20 protein-coding genes are annotated in these 20,102 nt (G+C 58.4%); 7 read left to right on the top strand and 13 right to left on the bottom strand.

All coding sequences use genetic code 11. The annotated features are described in order from the left end of the window. Positions 1-17: 17 nt before the first annotated feature. Entirely contained in the window at positions 18-947 is a 930-nt protein-coding gene (locus IG616_RS12550; protein ID WP_192148512.1) for a LysR family transcriptional regulator, read from the bottom strand. A gap of 50 nt (positions 948-997) precedes the next feature. On the opposite strand from IG616_RS12550, the gene IG616_RS12545 reads away from it, so the two are divergent. Continuing rightward, positions 998-1,549, top strand: a complete 552-nt coding sequence (locus IG616_RS12545) for a GNAT family N-acetyltransferase (RefSeq protein WP_281393063.1) — start codon at positions 998-1,000, stop codon at positions 1,547-1,549. Positions 1,550-1,574: 25 nt separating this feature from the next. Continuing rightward, the gene (locus tag IG616_RS12540) at positions 1,575-2,135 is read left to right on the top strand and encodes a GNAT family N-acetyltransferase (protein ID WP_192148511.1); all 561 of its coding nucleotides are present in this window, start codon (positions 1,575-1,577) and stop codon (positions 2,133-2,135) included. Between the two features lie 6 nt (positions 2,136-2,141). On the opposite strand, the gene mepA is transcribed toward IG616_RS12540, so the two are convergent. Then, entirely contained in the window at positions 2,142-3,188 is a 1,047-nt protein-coding gene (gene mepA / locus IG616_RS12535; RefSeq protein ID WP_192148510.1) for a penicillin-insensitive murein endopeptidase, read from the bottom strand. A 179-nt stretch (positions 3,189-3,367) separates the two neighbouring features. Between mepA and IG616_RS12530 the strand changes: the two genes are divergently transcribed. Together IG616_RS12530 and IG616_RS12525 are read left to right on the top strand one after the other, a co-directional pair. Then, positions 3,368-4,417, top strand: a complete 1,050-nt coding sequence (locus IG616_RS12530) for a M42 family metallopeptidase (protein ID WP_192148509.1) — start codon at positions 3,368-3,370, stop codon at positions 4,415-4,417. A 222-nt stretch (positions 4,418-4,639) separates the two neighbouring features. Next, positions 4,640-5,485 (top strand): hypothetical protein, encoded by an 846-nt coding sequence (locus tag IG616_RS12525; protein ID WP_192148508.1) that lies wholly within the window; start codon positions 4,640-4,642, stop codon positions 5,483-5,485. Between the two features lie 46 nt (positions 5,486-5,531). On the opposite strand, the gene IG616_RS12520 is transcribed toward IG616_RS12525, so the two are convergent. The 11 genes from IG616_RS12520 to IG616_RS12470 all read right to left on the bottom strand — a co-directional run bounded on the left by IG616_RS12520 (position 5,532) and on the right by IG616_RS12470 (position 17,173). Further along, positions 5,532-6,593, bottom strand: a complete 1,062-nt coding sequence (locus IG616_RS12520) for an aromatic ring-hydroxylating oxygenase subunit alpha (RefSeq protein ID WP_192148507.1) — start codon at positions 6,591-6,593, stop codon at positions 5,532-5,534. An 84-nt stretch (positions 6,594-6,677) separates the two neighbouring features. Continuing rightward, a complete protein-coding gene (locus tag IG616_RS12515) occupies positions 6,678-7,277 on the bottom strand; it encodes a hypothetical protein (RefSeq protein WP_192148506.1) in 600 nt (199 codons plus the stop codon). A gap of 126 nt (positions 7,278-7,403) precedes the next feature. Continuing rightward, positions 7,404-8,054 carry an alpha/beta hydrolase gene (locus IG616_RS12510; RefSeq protein ID WP_192148505.1) on the bottom strand — a complete coding sequence of 217 codons (651 nt, stop codon included), beginning with the start codon at positions 8,052-8,054 and terminating at the stop codon, positions 7,404-7,406. Then, positions 8,051-9,289, bottom strand: coding sequence for a TCR/Tet family MFS transporter (locus IG616_RS12505; protein ID WP_192148504.1), 1,239 nt, complete (start codon positions 9,287-9,289; stop codon positions 8,051-8,053). The genes IG616_RS12510 and IG616_RS12505 overlap by 4 nt, the downstream gene beginning before the upstream one ends. A 188-nt stretch (positions 9,290-9,477) precedes the next feature. Beyond that, on the bottom strand, positions 9,478-11,085 hold the full coding sequence (locus IG616_RS12500) for a B12-binding domain-containing radical SAM protein (RefSeq protein ID WP_192148503.1): 1,608 nt from the start codon (positions 11,083-11,085) through the stop codon (positions 9,478-9,480). A 310-nt stretch (positions 11,086-11,395) separates the two neighbouring features. After that, positions 11,396-11,596 (bottom strand): cold-shock protein, encoded by a 201-nt coding sequence (locus IG616_RS12495; protein WP_192148502.1) that lies wholly within the window; start codon positions 11,594-11,596, stop codon positions 11,396-11,398. A gap of 394 nt (positions 11,597-11,990) precedes the next feature. Then, on the bottom strand, positions 11,991-13,676 hold the full coding sequence (locus IG616_RS12490) for a methyl-accepting chemotaxis protein (RefSeq protein WP_192148501.1): 1,686 nt from the start codon (positions 13,674-13,676) through the stop codon (positions 11,991-11,993). 27 nt (positions 13,677-13,703) lie between these two features. Beyond that, positions 13,704-14,321, bottom strand: coding sequence for a hypothetical protein (locus IG616_RS12485; RefSeq protein ID WP_192148500.1), 618 nt, complete (start codon positions 14,319-14,321; stop codon positions 13,704-13,706). Between the two features lie 172 nt (positions 14,322-14,493). Further along, positions 14,494-15,357: an SDR family oxidoreductase gene (locus tag IG616_RS12480; protein WP_192148499.1), complete on the bottom strand. Its 864-nt coding sequence runs from the start codon at positions 15,355-15,357 to the stop codon at positions 14,494-14,496. A gap of 38 nt (positions 15,358-15,395) precedes the next feature. Next, positions 15,396-16,235: a TrmH family RNA methyltransferase gene (locus IG616_RS12475; RefSeq protein WP_192148498.1), complete on the bottom strand. Its 840-nt coding sequence runs from the start codon at positions 16,233-16,235 to the stop codon at positions 15,396-15,398. Next, complete coding sequence (locus IG616_RS12470; RefSeq protein ID WP_209007476.1) at positions 16,232-17,173, bottom strand: class I SAM-dependent rRNA methyltransferase; 942 nt, start codon at positions 17,171-17,173, stop codon at positions 16,232-16,234. Before IG616_RS12470 ends, IG616_RS12475 begins: the two co-directional genes overlap by 4 nt. 226 nt (positions 17,174-17,399) lie before the next feature. On the opposite strand from IG616_RS12470, the gene IG616_RS12465 reads away from it, so the two are divergent. The 3 genes from IG616_RS12465 to IG616_RS12455 all read left to right on the top strand — a co-directional run bounded on the left by IG616_RS12465 (position 17,400) and on the right by IG616_RS12455 (position 20,075). Beyond that, entirely contained in the window at positions 17,400-18,380 is a 981-nt protein-coding gene (locus IG616_RS12465) for a GAF domain-containing protein (RefSeq protein WP_192148497.1), read from the top strand. Between the two features lie 444 nt (positions 18,381-18,824). Next, entirely contained in the window at positions 18,825-19,511 is a 687-nt protein-coding gene (locus IG616_RS12460) for an SRPBCC family protein (RefSeq protein ID WP_192148496.1), read from the top strand. A gap of 75 nt (positions 19,512-19,586) precedes the next feature. Beyond that, a complete protein-coding gene (locus tag IG616_RS12455; protein WP_192148495.1) occupies positions 19,587-20,075 on the top strand; it encodes a (2Fe-2S)-binding protein in 489 nt (162 codons plus the stop codon). The last annotated feature ends 27 nt before the right edge of the window (positions 20,076-20,102 follow it).

Raw genomic sequence — 20,102 nt, 5'->3', positions numbered from 1 at the left:
CTTCAAGCAGATGAGACTCAGCGTTCCGAAGTGAGGTCCGTCAGACTGTCACGGAGAACACGGCCCAGCTTGCGCCCGTCTGCCGCGATCTCCTGAGCAAATTCGAGGAGAGCTGGCTGCTCCAGCGCTGTGAGGGATTGCACGACCAGAGCGATATCCCGGTAAAGGGGTTCAATGTCGGAAACATCAATCTCGACGAGTTCACCGCTGGCCAGCACATCGGCGACTGAAGAGCGGACAAAGAAGCCGACACCTTGACCGGAGAGGGCGAGGTTGCGGCCTGGGTCCGTCGGAAGCTCAACCCGTGATCCGGCTGCCTGAGAGGCTGAAATCGCGCGATGGGGCGAAATCTGCCACCAGTTGAGCGTCAGGAAACGGGGAGATTTTTCCAAAACCCGTGCGAGAGTGGGCTCAGGGCCAAACTCCCTCGCAAGTTCCGGTGCAGCTACAAGCGGTGCATCCTCACGAATGATCATCAACGGTTCTGCCGATGTGAGGAGAGGATCGAGGTTGGGCCAGCACATCACCGCGAGATCAACATCCCGCTCATGAAGCATCGCGGAGATCTGATTATGCCGGCCTTCCCGGATAACGACATCCATGTCGGGATGACGCTTCTGGAAGCGGACAAGCGGGCCGCTGATCAGCGGCATGATCATGGTGGAGAGTGATCCGACCGAGACCCGGCCGCGCTCTGCCCGGCGGAGGGTTTCGCGGGCCTCCTGCAGGACGCCCAGCATGCGGCGGCAATAGGGCAGGAAGCTCAAACCCTGATCTGTCAGGCGGACCTGCCGGCCGCGGTTGAACAACTGCGCGCCTATGTCATTCTCGAGGGCCTGAATGCGCATCGAGACGGTTGCCTGGGTCACATTCAGTCTCGCGGCGGCCTTTGTGAAACTGCCATCACGTGCGACCCGGTCAAACGTTCGAAGTTGTTCGATATCCATACGATCTTCTGATGTACAGCATAATTTCTTTTATCAAATTAAGAGATACTATGAGTGAGGCTAATTTGAAAGGGCGTTTCATGCTCCTGAGAGACGGAACTGAAGAGGACCTCCCGGCCCTCCTTGAAATTCATAATGATGCCGTCAGGACCCTCAAGGCAATCTGGACCGACCGGCAGGAGACGCTGGAAAGCAGACGAGACTGGTTCCGGTCCCGTAAAAGTGCCGGACTTCCCGTCATCGTGGCCGAGGACGAGAGCGGACAAGTTGTGGGCTACGGATCGTTCGGACCTTACCGGGAGAAGGAAGGGTACCGGTTGACCGTTGAGCACTCTGTCTATGTTCTGCCCCAGGCCCGTGGTCTGGGGGCCGGGCGCTTGTTGCTGGAAAGGCTGATCGAGCTGGCGCGGGGCCAAGGATACCATGTGCTCGTTGCTGCCATTGATGGTGAGAACGGCGGATCTATTGCTCTGCACGAGAAATGCGGCTTCAAGGTCGTTGGCCGTTTGCCGCAGGTCGGTATGAAATTTGGTGACTGGCTGGATCTGGTGCTGATGACACTGGTGCTCGATGACCATGCCAATCCGCCCGCTGGGCACTAGCGGCCGTGAGGCCCGGAACGAAGACATGAACACGCAAGCTTTGACCATCCGCTCCGCCGTTCTTGAGGATGTTCCGGCGCTTTTGGAAATCCATAATTTCGCGGTTTGCAATCTGACAGCCGCCTGGACCGAGATCCAGGACACCTTGCAGGACCGGGAGACCTGGTTAAAAGACCGCCAGAAAGCCGGACTGCCAGTGTTCGTCGCGCTCGATGCTGGTACGGGCAAGGTGATCGGTTTTGGAACCTATGGCCCGTTCCGTGCCCGGTCTGGCTACAGGCTGACGGCGGAACATTCCATCTATGTCTGTCCGGAGGGGCAGAGATCCGGCGTTGGGAAAGCCTTGCTGGAACGGCTGATCACCAGTGCGCGGGACGAAGGCTATCACGTGCTCATCGGCGCGGTGGATGGCCAGAATGAAAAATCCATCGCCTTCCATCGCAAGATGGGGTTCGAGATCTCAAGCCTCTTGCCGCAAATCGGGACGAAGTTCGGGCGCTGGCTGGATCTGCATTTCGCTACGCTTGTGCTGAATGATGCAGCGGCCCCTGCTTCCAGCTTGCCAGAGCCCGCAGCCTCGGCCTGATCGCGTCTACTGTGCTGTCAGGACCTGCTTGCAGCTTGGTGGCAAGGCGGCCAATGCCATTGGTTTCTTTTTGACCACCTTGGGCGGCTTGCTGGTCTTCTTTGGAACCCAGGGTTCGTCCGATAGCCACCAGCTCAGTTCCTTCCCGCAGCCATCTCCAGGCGGTGGCGTATCCTGATCCTTGCAGCCCTCGCTGCCAGCCGGGCAGGCGAGACGGACATGGAAATGATAGTCGTGCCCCCACCAGGGCCGGACTGTCCGGAGCCAGCTGCGGTCCTTGCCTGTTTCAAAGTCGCAAAGAGCCTTCTTGATGGCTGGGTTGACGAAGATGCGGGCGACACGCGGATCGCTGGCGGCCCTGCGGATCAGCCGTGCGCGGCTGTCCGACCATTTTTTAGGATCGACGCTCCGGTCGGCTCCGGCCACGTTCAGCGGTCCCTTCAGCATGGAAACCGCAGAGATGTTCTCCCGTTCTTCCCGCGTCAGGGTTCTGTCCGGCATTTCCGTCAGCCAGATATCCGCATCAAGGCCGATCTGATGGCTGGCATGTCCCGAGGTCATAGGACCGCCGCGCGGCTGGGCAAGGTCGCCGACAAGCAGGCCTCTCCATCCTTGTGAAGGTGCATCGGCGGCCAGATCCTCGAGAAACTGGATCAGGGATGGATGGCCCCAATTCCGGTTCCTGGACAGCCGCATCACCTGCCAGGTCGGGCCATTGACTGGCAGAGCGTTGCCACCCGAAAGACAGCCTTTTGCATAGGAGCCGATGGCCCGGGCCTGAAGGGCTGCCGGGGTTTTCATCGCACCGAAATAGTCTTTGGCCGGGGCATCGTCCTTTAGGGACGCAAAGCGCTGGTTAGCGTCCTGGGTTTTTGCCGCAGCCGCAGGCGCTTCCATCGGGCTTGCTTTGGCCTCTGCTACAGGCGGCTTGGCGGGCGGTAGCGGCGCTTCCGCGAAGGCCTCTGAGACCAGAAGCAGAGCGCTTGCAGCCAGAGTAGACCGCAGGGCAGACCGGGCAGAGACAAGGCGTGTGGATGGGGTAGATGTGATCATCTTGAAAAACTCCCGGCTGGGCCGGTTCTGCTGATTTCGTGCTTCAAGCTTGAGACCAAGCTCGCGGTCCGGCAAGAGGCCGGACCTTTCCACCTGTGGGCAACGGCCAAGCCCTTTTCAGAACCAAGGGCTTGGGGGTAGGGTGCCTGCATTGCAATTCTGTCTTCAGGGATCAGAAAATGAATATCGACCTTCTCCGCCGCCTTTGCGAGACCCCGGGCGTTCCCGGTCACGAGCATCGGGTCCGCGAACTCATTCTCAAGGAGATCGACGGGCTTTTCGATGAAGTGACCGTCGATCCCATGGGCTCTCTGCTGTGCAAGCGGACAGCGCGCAAGTCTCCCAAGAAGGGAACCGATCCCAAGAAAGTCATGCTCCTCTGCCATATGGATGAGATCGGCTTTCTGGTGTCGCATATCACCGACAAGGGCTTTGTCTATGTTCAGCCGGTCGGCGGCTTCGATGCGCGCAACCTTTTCTCAAGACGCGTTCTTGTCTCCACAGATGATGGCGACTTCAAGGGCGTAATGAATCCTGGCGGCCGGCCGATCCATATTTCGTCGCCCGAAGAACGCAAGAAGATTCCGGAACCTGCGGAATTTATCATCGATCTCGGCATGACCGGCGAGGAAGCCAAGCAGAAGATCCGTATCGGTGACATGGTCACCATGGATGAGCCACTGATTGAGGTTGGCAGCAAGATCGTTTCCAAGGCGCTTGATAACCGTATTGCCTGCTGGCTGGGTATCGAGGCGATCCGCGCGCTGGGCAAGGCAAAGCACACCTGTGAAATCCACGTCGCCTTCACCTGTCAGGAAGAAGTCGGTCTGCGTGGTGCCCGCACGGCGGCCTATGCGATCAAGCCGGATATCGGTTTTGGCATCGACACGACACTTGCCTGTGATACGCCAAGCGTTCCGGAGCAAGACCGCACCACTGTTCAGGGTGAAGGCTTCGGCCTGCATGTGAAGGATGGCTCGTTCATCGCTGACCGGGATCTGGTCAAGGAACTGGAAGCTTTGGCAATCGAAGAGAAGATCCCCTTCCAGCGCACCATGCTGCGCTCTGGCGGGCAGGATGGCGCCGCGGCCCAGCAGGCCGCCGCCGGCGCCAAGGCTGTCGGGATCGTTGTCGGCACCCGCTATATCCACACGGTGACCGAAATGATCGCAAAGAGTGATCTGGAAGCTGCCCGCGATATCCTGGCGGCTTACCTCAAGCAGGCTTGAGGCCTGCCATTCTACAGGCAGGGGCGGGGACAGCTTTGTCCGGCTGGTTGTTACAGAGAAATCTCTTCCTGCCTTGCGCGAGACAGATTTGTCTTGCGCAAGGCTGTCTTATTTTCAGGGCGGGCGTTCACGCCTGCCCTGTGCTTTGCACCCTCCGGGTGTCGGTTTTGAATTGGCACAACTGTTGCTGATTTTCTTCTGAAGAAACATCAGGAGAGAAACATGAGCGTCGCAGGAATTGGGCTTGGCAGCTCCGTTTCCGGATATTCCGTGCAGAAATCCTTGGGTTCCGAAGCTGCATCTGCGGCAGAGAGCTCGTTCAGTGGTGGGGAAGAAAATACCGGCACGCAGGCATCACAGGTAAGAAATGCCGATGCGCCGGTAACAATTTCCTACTCGAAGCATTTGTCCGTCGATGTCCTGACTGTCTTGCAGAAAGAGCAGGAAACGGAGACCGGTGCCGTTGCATCCTCTGAGGGATCGGATCAAGCCTCGGAGAGCCCCGTTCAGCGGGAGACCGTCAACGGCTTGGAGGTGATCGTGTCCGGGCATAGCATTGATGCTCGCGAGGGGATCTCGCTGTTGCGCACTGTCGGGGGTCAGTTAAGCTATTCGCCCGAGCTGCTCGCCCAAATAGAGGCGGACAAAGACAACCCGCAGCAGCACTTCACCTTGAATGTCAACGCGCCGATCGAGGCTTTGCCTCCCGGTGCAACTGGTTCCTATATGCCGATCAGCATCTTCAAGCTCGAAGGCCAGTGGAACCGGGGCAATCCGATAGAGCTCTCCACGGAGATGGCTGATCAGTACAATCGGGAGGACACAGAAGCCTTCCTGGAACGGCTTGAGGCGGAGCGTCAGCTGAAGGACAAGTATGGCGAGGAGATCAAGCTCGTCTACAGCCATGCAGACAACGGCTACATCATGCTGACGCCGGATGACCTTCACTATGACGAGATCCCGTCCGTGCAGGAGCAGATGGACGGGATGCTTTCGGAAATCCGGCAGGGCTACAATTACTCCGAAGCGACCTTGTCGGTGCTCCGGGAGCATCACTACAACGTTTGATACTCTGATAGCAGGCGGCCCTTGCACGGGCCGCTCGCTGCCATGATCAGCTCATCCAGCGCAGGACGCGGCCCTTGACCGGGTTCTCGAAGGGACGCTTTTCCTCGGCGGAGGCCGCCCATTCCCGTTTGAGCTGCATCCACCAGCGCCCCTGCGTATCCGCATCGTTGATCAGCATGAGCTTGGGATTGTACTCCAGCCCCTCGCGCTGCTGGATGACGACCCGGCGGTCCTGATCCAGAAACACGTTCATCAGATGCCTGACGAGCGGATGAAGCGGCTTGAGCCAGCCGATCGTCGACCAGAACATCTGGCGCACTTCGGTTTCGTCCTCGGTGACAGGTGTGATGGTGGTGAGCCCGACGACGCAATGTTTGTCGCCCTTGATGTGCTCGATCCGCAGGCCTGGCAGCCGGTAGCTGATTTCCGTCGTCACATTGTCGCCGAGCAGGTAGCGGTAAGCGATATTCTGCGGCGGGATCTTGTGGCGGACCATGGCCCAGCCAAGCTCCGACGCTTCGAACTGCTTTTCCTTTGGCCGGAGCTTCGTGCCATTCTTCTTGAACCACCAGGAGGTGTGGACGAAGGCCGCATGGGTTGGATCCATCAGACCGAGGGCTGCATGGTCCACCGAGCAGACGAAATGCTGCAGGATAGCGACGCTCGGACCCTGATCTGCCGCAAAATCGGGCAGCATCGGGGGGAGCGGCTGCCGGCCCTCTTCCGGCTTCTCACCGTTTTCTGCGAAATAGACCCAGATTAGGCCTTGCTGCTCGATACAGGGAAACGCGCCGCAGGAAATCTTGGAATAGTCGATGGTCTGGTATTCGTGGGTTGAGGGAATGTCGACGCAGGTGCCGTCCGTTCCGAATTTCCAGCCGTGATAGCAGCATTGGACATGCTCGCCGTCGAACCAGCCATGGCGGAGCGGAATGCCGCGGTGGGGGCAGATATCGCGGAGGGCGAAGACCTTGCCATGCTTGTCGCGGCCCAGAAGGACCATCTCGCCCATCAGCTTCTTGCCGGTCATGGCGCCGGGCTTGATGTCAGACCCCGGGCAGGCGACATACCAAAGCCCGCGCAGCAGCTCCGCCTTCAGATTGTCCATGTCCGCTTAACCCTTGCTGATCGATGTCATTCACGGGGTGTAGCGGAGGCTGGTGTCTGTCTCAAGCGTGGAAATGCAGATCTCTCAGGCGTAGCCTTCGAGGAGGTCAGCAAGCTGGGAGCCGGTCCCGGCATAAAACGAGCTGACGGAGGCACTTTGGTAGCTGGCACTGGTGTTGCCGGAGAGCGTTTGGATCGAGGACGCGCTGGCGGAGCGCACAGACAGGCCCGTCGAGGAACTGTAGGACGCACGTTCATAGGAAACGAACTGGGCAGACAGGCTGCTACCGCCAATCTGGGCTTCGATGGTCGTGGTTGAGACCGTAGCGGCTTCAAAGGCTGCGGAATTTGCTGCCTCGGTTTCCTCGGTGCTGACGTCCATGCCAAGGGCCTGCTTCAGCTGGCCCGCAGTCTTTTGGTAGTCTTCAATCTGCTTCATCGCCTTGCGGGCGCTGTTTTCAGCGCTCTCGCCACGGCGGAATTCCACCGCGGCCTGCAGGGCGGCGATGACAGAGGAATCTTCGGCAGCCTTCTTGGATGCCGACTCCAAAGCAGAGGACGTTGCTGCGGAGGCGTCCGCATCAGACGGGCTGGAGGTCTTTGCAGAAGATGCCGTGCCACCAACGACCGATGAAAAGGTCGCCAGACTTGCACTCTGCCTGGTGGTCTCGACGGAAATCTGCATCCTGCGCCTCATCTGAACCGGCGGCTTTGCCGCCTGAACCAAATCCTTTGGCCCAAACTCACTCTGCCAGATGAAGTCTTAAGATGCTGTTAAGATTTTCTGTTGTGATTGCAGAATGCGAAAGGGTCAGGCGAAGGCCGCGGAGAGAAAACGGCCACCAAGCACCATCACCCGCTCATCAATGGAGTGATCGAGACCCGTCAGCATATGCGCTTCAACACTGACGCCAACCCGGGTGAGGGCGGCTTCCGCAGCTGTCAGAAAGTCCGGCGCCACCACATCGTCGGCATCGCCGTGGACGATCAGGACTGGGGTCTCCGTCTGGATGTCATCCAGCCTCGAAGGGCCAGGCAGCATTCCTGAAAAGGCAAGCAGGGCAGCAGGTGCCGGGTGCCGGCGCAAGGTTGTCTGGAACGCCATTGCCGCACCCTGGCTGAAGCCGGCGACAGCGAGCTGAGAGCTGTCCAGTCCGTAGTGCTTCAAGGCGGCATCCATCAGGGCCTGAAGCTTGGGTGCGGCGGCTTCAGCTCCCGTTTCGATTTCACGCATGTCTCTTTCGTTCAAAGCGAACCATTGCCGTCCGGCAAGGCTTTCATGGGGAAGGGCTTCGGGCGCATCTGGCGCAATAAAGACGGCGTCCGGCAGTACGCCGGACCAGGCCCGGCCAAGCCCGATCAGATCCGCACCGCAGGAGCCGTAGCCATGGAGAAGCACGACAAGCTGGCGGGCCTTGCGGCCTGCGGCTGGCTCAATCCGGTGGACGGTGCTGGCTGTCAAGCTGGGGCTTCCTCTTCAGATGTGTCCTTCGAGCGGGCAACGCGCGTCAGCAGGAAGGACAACACGATCAGAATACCCGCGAGCACAAAGGGAATGCCCGGGAAATAGACGGGCGCGTCATCTGCCGTGAAGGCGCTGAAGAGCTGCGTCATCACAAAGGGGCTGATCACCATGGCGATGCCTGAAACGCTGGAGACGAAGCCCTGCAGTTCGCCTTGCGCATTGTCCGGAATCGCATTTGCCATCAGAGCGGAGAAGGAGGGCGTTGCCAGCGCGCCGAGCGAGGCGAAGGGCAGGAACAGGAACACCATCCACCCTGCATTGATCACGGAAAGCCCGGCATAGGCAATGACATTTGCGCCAAGAGCAAAGGTCAGCGTCTTCATCGGCCCAAGTTTGGGTTCGAGCACCCGGATCAGGTAGCCCTGAACAAACGCAAAGCCGATGCCGACGACGGCAAGAGATCCGCCGATCTCTGCCGGGCCCCAGCCAAAGGCCTCGCCGGTGTAATAGCTCCAGACCGCCGGATAGACGTAGTGGGCAATATCGAACAGCAGCAGGGCAAGAAGATACATTCTCACGGACGGATAGTCGGCCAGCTGCTTGAGGGCGCCGAGGGGATTGCCGCGTTTGAAGTCAAACGGGCGGCGGTTCTCTTCCCTCAGGGTTTCCGGCAGGAAGAAGAAGCCATAAAGGAAATTCGCGAAGGAGAGCGCCGCTGCCGCGAAGAAGGGAGCGCGGGATCCGTATTCTCCCAGAAAGCCGCCGGCGACCGGCCCCAGAATGAAGCCGATGCCGAACGCCGCTCCGATGAGGCCAAAATTCCGCGCCCGCTGTTCCTTGGTGGAAACGTCGGCGATATAGGCGGAAGCGGAAGAGAAGTTCGCGCCCGCGACACCCGACAGGGTCCGTCCGATGAACAGGATGGCCAGGCTCCCGGCCATGGCCATGATCATATAGTCCACCGCAAGCACCAGCATGGAAATGAGCAGAACAGGTCTGCGCCCATACCTGTCCGAGAGATTGCCGAGGGTGGGGCCGCACAGAAACTGCATCAGCGCATAGACGACACTCAAAGCGCCGCCCCACCGCGCAGCCTCTCCAACGGTGTCTCCAGTCAGTTCGACCAGCAGCGAGGGCAGAACCGGCATGATCAGGCCGATGCCCATGGAGTTGATGGTAACTGTTGCGAAAATAAAGATGAGGGCCTTGCGGGTGGAGACGGGCTCTCCCATGGAAACAGACTTTCCTGCTATGCGGAACGCGGATAATGGACCCGCTCATGGCAGGCTTGAGGCGTCCTTATCACACCAAGGCCCATTGGCGATCAACCTCATTTGGCTAAACGCCCGGCCTCCGGCTGGACTTGCCGCAATGGCATATGTCCTTGCGCGTCCGGCCGGGTCCCGTGAGGCTGCTGCGGTTACTCCGCAGCAACAAGGGCAGGAGCCTGCCACTCTCCGCGCTCAATCTCTTCGATTTGCTTGTCGATCTGTCCAAGCACAAAGCGCGAGAAAGGTCCCAGATGAACGTAAAGCGCCATCATCATCATCACAGGCTTGATCGCCTTGAAATTGGTGAACAGCGTGACGAGCAGGGCTTTCCAGAAAGGCCCGCGATAGGTTTTCTCCTTGAACGTCATCGCGAAAATGATCTTGCCGAACATCTTGAGGTCATGAAAGAAACCGGCACCCAGAATTGCACCGTTATCGCCACTCATGTCGAGCATGGAGGTAACTTTGCGCACACGGCGGAAATAGGCTTCCGGGCTGTAGACATTCTCAATGATTTTTCTGAAATCTCTGAGGATCTGCTCACGCGGACGCACGGTCTTGAAGTTCAAGCCAGCCGTGCACTGATCTCCGTCTAGTGTGTCCGGGTCGTCCGTCGCGAAATCGGCATGCAAGCGGCCTTCCTTTGCGAGCCGCCGGGTCAGCTGCGTATTGGGAAGAGCATAGAGGAGGCCGGTCATGGCCACGGGGATGGCAGCCTCTTCAATCAGGGCTGAAATCTCATCTGCAACCTGATCGCTTTCCTGGTCGAAGCCGACGATGAAGCCGGCCAGCACCCAAATTCCTGCGTCATAGATCTTGTGAACGCTCTTCGCGATATCACGCCGGGTGTTCTGCTTCTTGCGCGTGGCGTTGAGCACGTCCGGATCCGGGGACTCGATGCCGATGAACACGGAGAAGAAGCGAGCTTCCTGCATCATCTTGAGCAGTGCTTCGTCATCCGCGAGATTGAGTGAGGCTTCCGTGGACATTTCGAACGGATTGTTGCGTGCCTTCTGCCACTTGATGAGTTCGGGCAGGAAAGCCTTCACGGCTTTTTTGTTGCCGATGAGATTGTCATCGACGAAATCCACATGCCCCCGGTATCCAAGCTCATAGAGACGGTCTAGTTCAGCCAGCATCTGCTCGCTGGTCTTTGTCCGCGGCACCCGGCCATAAAGCTCGATGATGTCGCAGAATTCACAGGTGAAGGGACAACCGCGCGAGAACTGCACGTTGACCTGCACATAGTTTTTAAAGTTCAGCAAGTCGAAGCGCGGGATCGGAGTGCTGGTGACATCTGCCTTGAACTTTTCGGCTGAGAAAGTGCCCGACCGTTGTCCCTGTGCCCAAGCTTCCAGGAAGCGGTCGAGAATGCCTTCCGCTTCGCCAAGAACCCTGAAATCGGCATCTGCGTAGACTTCCGGGCTGGAGGTGGCATCTGGGCCTCCAACAACCACCGGAACGTTCCGGGATTTGCATTGCCGGATAATCTTGAGGGCATCCGATTGCTGCGGCAGCATTCCCCCGGTGAACACCATGTCGGCCCAGTCGAGATCTTCTTCCTCATAAGGATCGGTGTTCCGGTCAATCAGGCGGACATTCCAGGACTTGGGCAGCATGGCTGCCACAGTGATAAGCCCCAGAGGCGGAGCAGGATATTTCGCGCCGACCAGTTCGCAGGTTGCGCCATAGTTCCAGAAAGACCCGGCATTGAAACGCGGATATACGAGCAGTACATTGCAAACATCGGATGCCATTCAAAAACTCCTGGGGCGCTTCGGCTGAAAACGGATGCCGTAACGAATAGTTAGAATAGAGCAAAATAATGCCCGCGAAAGTCCCGAGCGTGACCGGGCAATAAAAAAGGGCGGTGAACCGCCCTTCAGACTGCTGACAAACCTCTGAAGCCTATCGAAGAGGTTCAGATTCACGGAACGTCACAGATTCAAATCGTGAACATATCGGAATCAAAACCCCTCGATTCTGGCTGCCGCCAAAAACCGAGGGGTTTGTAATCAATCTGAAGGGCGGTGAACCGCCCTTTCGTCCAGAAGCTTTTGCTTCCGCTCAGAGAACCTTGAGGTCCTCAGCAATGGCTTCACCACGGCGCCAGTTGAGGTCAAAGGCAACAACCTGACCTTCGCGCAGCGTGCTGATACCAGAGCGCCGGAGAGCGGCGCTGTCGACGAGGATGTCCTCGCCCTGTTCCGGTTCGATTGAGCCGATACCACGGCTCAGATCAAACCACTTAACGTTTCCATGATGCATGGAGTTACTACTTCCGTTCTTATAATTCTGACATCCAAACACTGCGCTTCTAGCGAAGGTTTTAGACGTCCTGATGACAGTTATTTATGAAATACCCGCCTTTGCCTTAAGCGAAGGCCTTAATTCCAGCATCAGCGAAACATATTAACGCTTCGTTAGCCATAACAGCGGATGCGGGAGAGGCAGCAGGTCGCAAGACTTGCAAGACGGTATAGACGAATTGTCTGCACCGATAAGTGGGGTGCCCGGCGCGGATTGCAAGATGTCATTGGAAAAAAGATAAATTAGCGGACCATTGTGTCCGGCTCGGCAACGGAGACGCCCGGCAACGAAAAAAGCCGCCCGTTGAGCCGGGCGGCTTGCCTTGATTTGCAATTGCTTGTCTGACTTTAGGTCAGGCAGCTTTCACCTCAGAAAGGAAGCGGTGCATGGCATCGCGAAGTTCCGTCGAACGGACATGCAAATGTTCCACGGCCTGCCGCATATCCGCGCTTAGTTCGCCTGTCTGATTGGCTGAACTGCTGACGTCGGTGATCGACTGGGACACGCTCCTGGTGCCATCTGCCGCTTCCGTAACGTTGGTCGCGATTTCGCTCGTCGCCAGATTCTGCTGCTCCGTTGCCTCGGCCATAGAGGACGTGCGTTCGGCGATCGAGCGCACCATGTCGGCGACGCTGTTGGTCGCGGACATACTGTCATCTGCGGCTGCACGCATCTCGCTGATCTGACGGTCGATTTCCTCGGTCGCCTTCGAGGTTTGCGTCGCAAGTGCCTTCACTTCCGAGGCAACGACCGCGAAGCCCTTGCCCGCCTCACCGGCGCGAGCGGCTTCGATCGTTGCGTTCAGAGCCAGAAGGTTGGTCTGGTTCGCAATCTCGTTGATGAGGCTGGTGACATCGCCGATTTTCGCGACGACCTGCTGCAGAGTGGAAACGGCCTGGTTCGAACGCTCAACTTCGTGAGACGCATCGCTGGCCAGTTGAGACGAAGCACGCACCTGCTCGGTGATGGCTCTGATTGACGCAGACATTTCTTCTGCGGCGCCTGCAACGGTATTGACGTTTGCCGTCGCCTGCTCGGCTGCTGCGGAGACCGACAAGGCCTGTTGAGACGTGCCGTTCGCGATTTCGGACAGGGTGCCAGACTTGAGGTTCAGATTGTCCAGCTGCTGGATGATTTCCTCGCTGATGCTGAGAACCGTGCGCTCGAAATCTCCGGCAACCCGTTCCATTTCTGCACGCTTCTCGATCTCGGTCAGTTCTCTCTGGCGTGCTGCCTGCTCTTCAAGCTCATGGGTCTTGATAAGGTTCATCCGGAAGATCTTCAGCGCGCCGCCCATTGTGCCGATCTCATCCGTCCGGTTCCCGAAGTCGACGTTCAGGTCAGTGTTGCCCTCTGCAAGGCTTTCGACGATCTTGTTCAGGTGTGCCAGGGGCCGGGAAACGAGCGCGTGGTTGATGAAGCCAAGCGCCACCGCGAATGCGACGATCAAAAGGGCGCTGCTCAGCGCGATAATCTTGACAACGCTCAACTCGCTGCTTTGAAGCGCCAGCGACGCGTCCTCGATGGCGTTGAGAGTGCTTGCCAGTTCCGTACGGCTTTTTTCGATCGCCGACATCAGGTCACGGCTCTCTTTGGTCAGCTCCATGGCACGGGCATAATCCACCGTCTGCGGGTCGCGCATGAAGGTTATCTGTTTGCCTACGAAGCTGGTGTTCCACTGGGACCAGGCCGCATTCATCTCTTCCAGCTTGGCTGAAGCTTGAGGAGCGAATTCAAGGATGTTGGACTTAAGGTCCATAAAGCCTTCGGTAATGGCGGCTTCTTTGTCGTTTGCCTGCTTCAGCCAGTCGCGGTCCCCGGTGAGGAGAAAGGTTTTGACTGACAAGGCCTGGGCATTGATTGCCCCCTCAAGTGTCAGGGCATCGGTCGTGAGCGAACTCACTTTGGTTGCCATCGCGACTTCATTCATCGCGCCGACGGTCTTGATGTAAGACAATCCGCCTGCAATCGCTCCGATTAAAGCCAGGGCGAAGAACGCCGCTGCGCCTTTCTTTGTGACAGATATATTTCCCAGCATTTTGATACTCTTTCGACTTGTGCGGGATTAGCTTGCCGGAGCGCTGCGGCGCTGCAGTTCGGTCAGGTTGATCTCGACGGTCGCGGCGCCTATGGCCTTGCCACTGGATTGGCCGGCAATGGTCACATTCAGCTGTGCGCGCCAGATCTTCAGATCCTCGTCCCACTCTGGCTCGTCGACGAACACAGCATCCGCGGCAACAGGAAATGTCTTCTGGAACTTGGCTTCATCGCCTTGCCAGTAGTCACTGGTTATGGAGCTCTGACCAACATTGAGGCCATTCGCGTCCATAATGAAAAGTTCGCTGTAGAGGCCCAAATTCTGAGCCTGCACGCGCAGAAGATAGATCGAGAGAGGAGCGCTGAGTGTCGCTGCGATCAGGGGCTTGTCTTCCTGCTCCCGCTCGGACCGCCACTGCTTGTCCAGTGCGTCAATTTGATCCTGGCCGAGAGATCCGCGAAGATCGTTCTGTGCATTGATCGACAGCTCTACGATCGGATTTGCAAGCCATGCGCGGACATTGGAAATAACGGCGGGAGTGATGAGTGCCGTTGTGTCTGGAGCAGCGGGCTGGGCGAAGGCTACCGATGGGACCGCGCAGCCAAAGAGGATGAGAGCGCTGGCGAAGCCGGTCTTGAGTGTCATTTGGGCCACCTGACGTAGGTTTAAGTGACCCAGATGTTGCGCTCAAATAGTTAAGGAAGACTGCACTTAATTTGTGCAACTTGCGATCATGTTGTGTAATGTTCCTGTAATAGAGATTGAAAGTTTTTTATTACGCTGTGATTATTTCGGATAATAATAAGAAAAACAAAATTTACCCATGTGAATTTTCGTGCAAACTCTCAAGTGCCGACCTGTAGTTCGGAAACTTGAATTTATAATTTAGATCATTCTTGATTTTCTTATTCGAAACGCGTTTGTTCTCTCCGTAAAAGGACCGGGCCATTGGAGAAAGGTTTGCGTCTTCGAAAGCTATTTCTTCCGGAGGTTGAACTCCGAGTAGTAAAGCGGCGAATGTGACCACATCTTGCGGGGGAGCCGGTTCGTCGTCCGTCAGGTTGAAGATGTTGGTTTGCGGCTTCTTCATCGAGGCAGCCAGGGCTCCGGCGATGTCTGCAACATGGATGCGGTTGAACACCTGACCGAGCTTGATCAGCCGCCGTGCCGTGCCCTTGCGCAGGTTCTCGAGTGCGTTGCGGCCGGGGCCGTAGATCCCCGACAGGCGGTAAATCTGGACGGGCAGCTTCTCTTCTTTAGCAAAGTCAAGCCAGGCTTCCTCTGCTGCAACACGTTGAACTGAGCGTTTGGAAACAGGCTTGCAGGGGGTCGTCTCGTCTACCCACGCACCGTCATGGTCGCCATAGACGCCAACGGTCGAAAGATAGGCCATCCATTCTGGACGGGCGGCTGCGATGTCCTTGCCATGATGGATCAGCACCGGATCCCCGGCTTCGTCCGGAGCGATGGACAGAAGGACATGTGTCGCTTGCGCCAGAGCTTCGGTGATACCTTCTCCGGGCTTTTTGCCATCGAAAAGAAACGGCGTGATGCCCTTGGCGCGCAGCAAATCGGCCTTCTCAGCGGACCTGGTGGTTCCACCGATCCAGTCGAATTTCTCGCGCACCTCTTCGATGAATGCCTGAGAAGAATAGCCTGCGCCGAAAACAAAAAGCCGCATCAAAGACTCCGGTCCTGTCTGGAATTCTGACTTATTATCTAGAGCTCAAGCTGCTTGCGCCGGATCTCGTAAAGAGAGATGCCGGTCGCAACCGCGAGATTGAGGCTGTCCGCTTGTCCTACCTGGGGAATTCGGATCAGGGTCTGGCAGCAATCGGCCATCTCGTCTTCCAGTCCCTGCTGCTCATTGCCCATGAGCAGGAGCGTCGGCTCCTGGTATTCCGGCGTGCGGTAGTCGACGGAGCCTTTCAGATGGGTACCGACAACGCTGCCCGGCCAGCTTGCAGCAAGCTGCTTGAACTTGTCCTTCTGCATCTTGACCAGCGGCACATGAAACAGGGAGCCCATGGTGGCGCGGACCGTTTCGACGGCGAAGGGATCGGTGCAGTCCCCCACGAGAATGACGCCGGACGCTCCGGCAGCATCGGCCGTGCGGATGATCGTGCCGAGATTGCCCGGATCGCGGACCCGGTCGAGCGCGATCCAGACCGTTGATTGACGCGGGTCAATGGCTTCCGGGTTGACCAGGCGCTGCTCGTAGACGCCGACTACCATTTGCGGGTTGTCCTTGCGGGTCATCGCCGCCATCACGGCGGTGTTGACCTCGAGGATCAACGCGCCACGGGCCTTGGCTGTTGCGGCGGCTTTCTGGGCAACCGGATTGTCGCGGGCTTCCGGGCCGATGGCCAGATAGGAACAGGCCCAACCGGCGTCGAGTGCATCCGTGGCAAGCTTCAGGCCTTCGGCGACAAAAAGGCCGGACTGGGTCCGGAACTTGCGCTGGGAGACCAGTCCCTTGATCTCCTTGACGATCGGATTGGAATGACTGGTAACCTGCTTGACGGCACCGGCGCGCTGGGGACGGGAAGTCTCGGTCATCGGCTGCTCCAGCGCGAGAAGAGGGACGTGGACAGGGCGCGCTTGCCATCTTCCTCGCGCAGGACCAGTTCACCGGATTCCAGCAGGCCGCCCTGACGGGGCAGCGTTTCTGCCATGAGTTCGTGAATGGAGACGAAGCTCGAGCGGATGGCATAGGCGGTCAGGATCATGAACAGGGCGTCTTTCGATAGGATCTGCCGCAGGTTGTCGAGCATCTCGGGAAGGCTTGTGTAAATGTCCCAGACTTCGCCCTTGGGTCCGCGCCCATATTTCGGCGGGTCCAGAATAATGCCGTCATAGGTGTTGCCGCGGCGGACCTCCCGCGCGACAAACTTGGACGCATCTTCGCAAATCCAGCGGATTGGAAGGTCCTCAAGACCGGACAGTTCCTGGTTCTCGCGGGCATAGGTGATCGCCTTTTTGGAGGCGTCGACATGAGTGACCTGCGCGCCTTCAGCTGCCGGAAGCAGCGAGGCAAGGCCTGTGTAGCCGAAGAGGTTCAGAATGTTCAGCGGCTTGTCCGGCTGACGGGCTTTTTCCTCGCGGATCTTGCCGCTGACCCAGTCCCAATGGGCGGCCTGTTCCGGAAACACGCCCACATGCCGGAAAGACATGAACCGGCCAACATAGCGCACCGGGCCATAAGCCATGTTCCAGGTTTCTTCGACATTCCCCGAGAACTTCCAGCGGCCGGGGCCTTCCTCATCCGTATCACCGGTGAAGACCGCGTCCGCCTTGTCCCAGACGCTTTGCTTCAGCCGGGGCTTGCCCATTGCCTGAGGCTCCGGCCGGTCAACGGTGTAGCGGCCATACCGCTCCAGCTTGCGGCCGTTGCCCATATCGAGCAGGCGGTAGTCTTTCCAGCCGCGTGTTTCGAGGATCACAGGCCAGGTCTGCTTGGGAGGCTGGCCGGGAAGGGGCAGGGCGGTATCCGTCAAGGGGTCTCTCGCGGGTTCTGTTTCGTTTGTGCGTGGCCTTAGTCTTGATATGGTCCGGGGTCAATCGTCCGGCCAATCTGCCATCGCCTCAGTTGGGTCAGTGTATCGCCAAAAGCGGCGGTTCTGTCGATGGTCTCGCGCTAATTCCTTTGACAAGCCTGACTTTGTTTGCTCGACTTGAGCAAGCGTTGGGAGGCCGACTGGCGCTGAGGGAGGAGAACGGCTGATGGCACTTGCAAGCACGGCTGCATCTCATGTGGATGTGGTCGCGGCGACTGTCCGTGACAGCATGAATGCCGCGACATCGATTGTCGCCGCATCCTGGCGGCGGTCAATGATCTATTACGGTCTCGATCCCGCGAAACCTTCCGCGCCCATGCGTCTTGAAGCGCCTCAACTTGCGCTCTCGCGGGAGCGGAATGGCAAGCTTCTCGAAGTCGCCCGCCCCTGCCTCGACCGTCTTTTCCAGACGGCAGGGCGTGCCGGGTGCTGTGTTGCCCTGACAGACGCAGATGGCATGATACTGGAGACGAGTGCTACTGAGGGAGACCGCAAAACGTTCTCTGAGTGGGGGCTGGTCGAGGGGGCCGTCTGGAACGAAGCCAGTGAGGGGACAAACGGGATCGGCACCTGTCTTGCCGAAAAGCGTCCCGTAATCATTTTCCAGAACCAGCATTTCCGGGCAAAGAACATCGCAATGAGCTGCATGGGGGCACCGATCCATGATGCGTCCGGCGAACTGATTGCGGTTCTGGATGTGTCTAATTGCCGGAATGACCTGTCGCAGTCCTTCGCGCAGGTGCTGGGAGCAGTGGTGACCGAGAGTGCGCGCACCGTGGAGGCGGATCTTTTCCGGGCCTCGCATCCGGGAGCGCGCATCATCATGGCAGAAGGCCATGGTCCTGGAGGGGTGTCGCTGCTGGCGGTCGACGAGGACAACCTGGTTGTTGGCGCTTCCCGGCTGGCCCGCCGTAATCTTGGCCTCACGGCGGAGGCGCTCAGCCTGCTGCCTTCCTTGTCCGAGGTGCTGGAGGGGGCGGAGGGGCAAAGAGGACTTGGTCAAGCGGAAAAGGCTGAAATCCGTAGAGCATTGGTCCGCCGGAAGGGGAATGTGACGGCTGCTGCCAAGGACCTCGGGATCAGCCGGGCAACCATGTACCGGCGCATGAGCCAGTACCGCCTGACTGCCGAAGCTGCCGGATACTGAAAGGGCGGTCCCGGTTCCGGGCAAAAAATGCGGTTGTCTCACCAATGAGACAGTTTTTCCGGTACCCTGTGTTCCGCATGCTTTGCAATACGGGCCAGGCCTGCGCAGATTTAAATTGCCGGATGCCCGGGTTGCCGGGATATCAAGCGAACGAGGCTTTGGGAGGAGCTGAGTGGTGAAGGCAAAAGAGTGCCGGAAATCCGTCTGGATGTCCTGCATCATCGCGGGTTTTCTTCGACGGCAGGAATGGCGCGGGCTAGCCCTTGCCGGAGCTCATATATTGCAATGTCTGCGGTCTCTGGTTGAAGTGGACTTGCAACCAACTGATTTAACAGCCACATTCTCTCCCAGTGTTGTGCGTTTCCGTGGTCCGGCTTTGCCGGGGGCGGCCCTTCGAGCGCACGCCGCCTTGTCTGACAGCAGTTCATGGAGAGGCCACGTCACATGGAAATGACCGGCAAATACACAATTCCCGCAAGCCGGGAGGCGGTCTGGCAGGCGCTGAACGACCCTGCAATTCTCAAGCAGTGCATCCCCGGCTGTGACGAGCTCGAAATGACGAGCCCAACCGAGATGACTGCGCAGGTCACGAGCAAGATCGGCCCTGTGAAGGCCAAATTCAAAGGGGAAGTCACCCTTCAAAACATCAATCCGCCGGAGAGCTATACCATTGCAGGTGAAGGCAAGGGCGGTGTTGCGGGCTTTGCGAAGGGCGGTGCGGACGTGCACCTTGAGGAGAGCGCCGAAGGAACCATCCTGACCTACACCGCCAATGCTCAGGTCGGCGGCAAACTGGCCCAGCTCGGAAGCCGTCTGATCGACTCCACTGCCAGAAAGATGGCGGACGAGTTCTTTGGCAAATTTTCCGAGGTCGTCGGCGGGGGAGCTGATGGAGGCGATGATGGCCTGGACGCGGGCGAAATCGCCGCAGCTCAAACGGCGGCAGTCGATGAAGCCCCTGTGCTCGTTTCCGAGGCCGTGACGGATATCGAACATGCAGTCGAGGAGAAGATCCACGACGCGGAAGAAAAGATCGAGGTTGCGGCAGGGAAAGGGGTTCTTGGAGGTCCTTTCGTCTGGGGTCTTATTGCCCTGGCCGCTCTTATCGCAGTTCTTGCGGTTCTGAACTGAGGGTTCAGGACCGGGAATAGGGTTTCCGCCCCTTGTCGCGAAGGTGGCGGACTGGAAATTCAGAGGGAGAGAAAAATGACGACAGTGTCTATGACATTGAACGGCAAGAAGGTCTCGGCCAATGTCGAGGATCGTACCCTTCTTGTTCATTACATTCGCGAGGCCCAGAATCTTACGGGTACTCACGTCGGCTGCGACACCTCGCAGTGCGGAGCCTGCGTGGTCCACGTCAATGGCGAAGCGGTCAAATCCTGTTCCATGCTGGCTGTTCAAGCGGACGGAGCCGAGGTCACGACCGTTGAAGGCCTTGCCAACGGTACAGAGCTTCACCCGGTTCAAGCGGCTTTCCGTGAGCACCATGGCCTGCAGTGCGGTTTCTGCACACCGGGCATGATCATGACCGCCGTAGACATGATCCGCCGTCACGGCGCTCATCTCGATGAAAAGACGATCCGCCACGAGCTGGAAGGCAACATCTGCCGCTGCACGGGGTACCACAACATCGTCAAGGCGATTAAGGCCGCTGCTGATCAGATGGCCGCAATGAAGACCGCGGCAGAATAAGCCGGGCGTATCGCCGTTCCCGCAAGG

Origin of the sequence: Roseibium litorale (genome assembly GCF_014842915.1) — a bacterium.
Lineage (GTDB): Bacteria > Pseudomonadota > Alphaproteobacteria > Rhizobiales > Stappiaceae > Roseibium > Roseibium litorale.
Note: the sequence above shows the minus strand (reverse complement) of the source record. Positions and strands in the feature narration are given on the sequence as shown.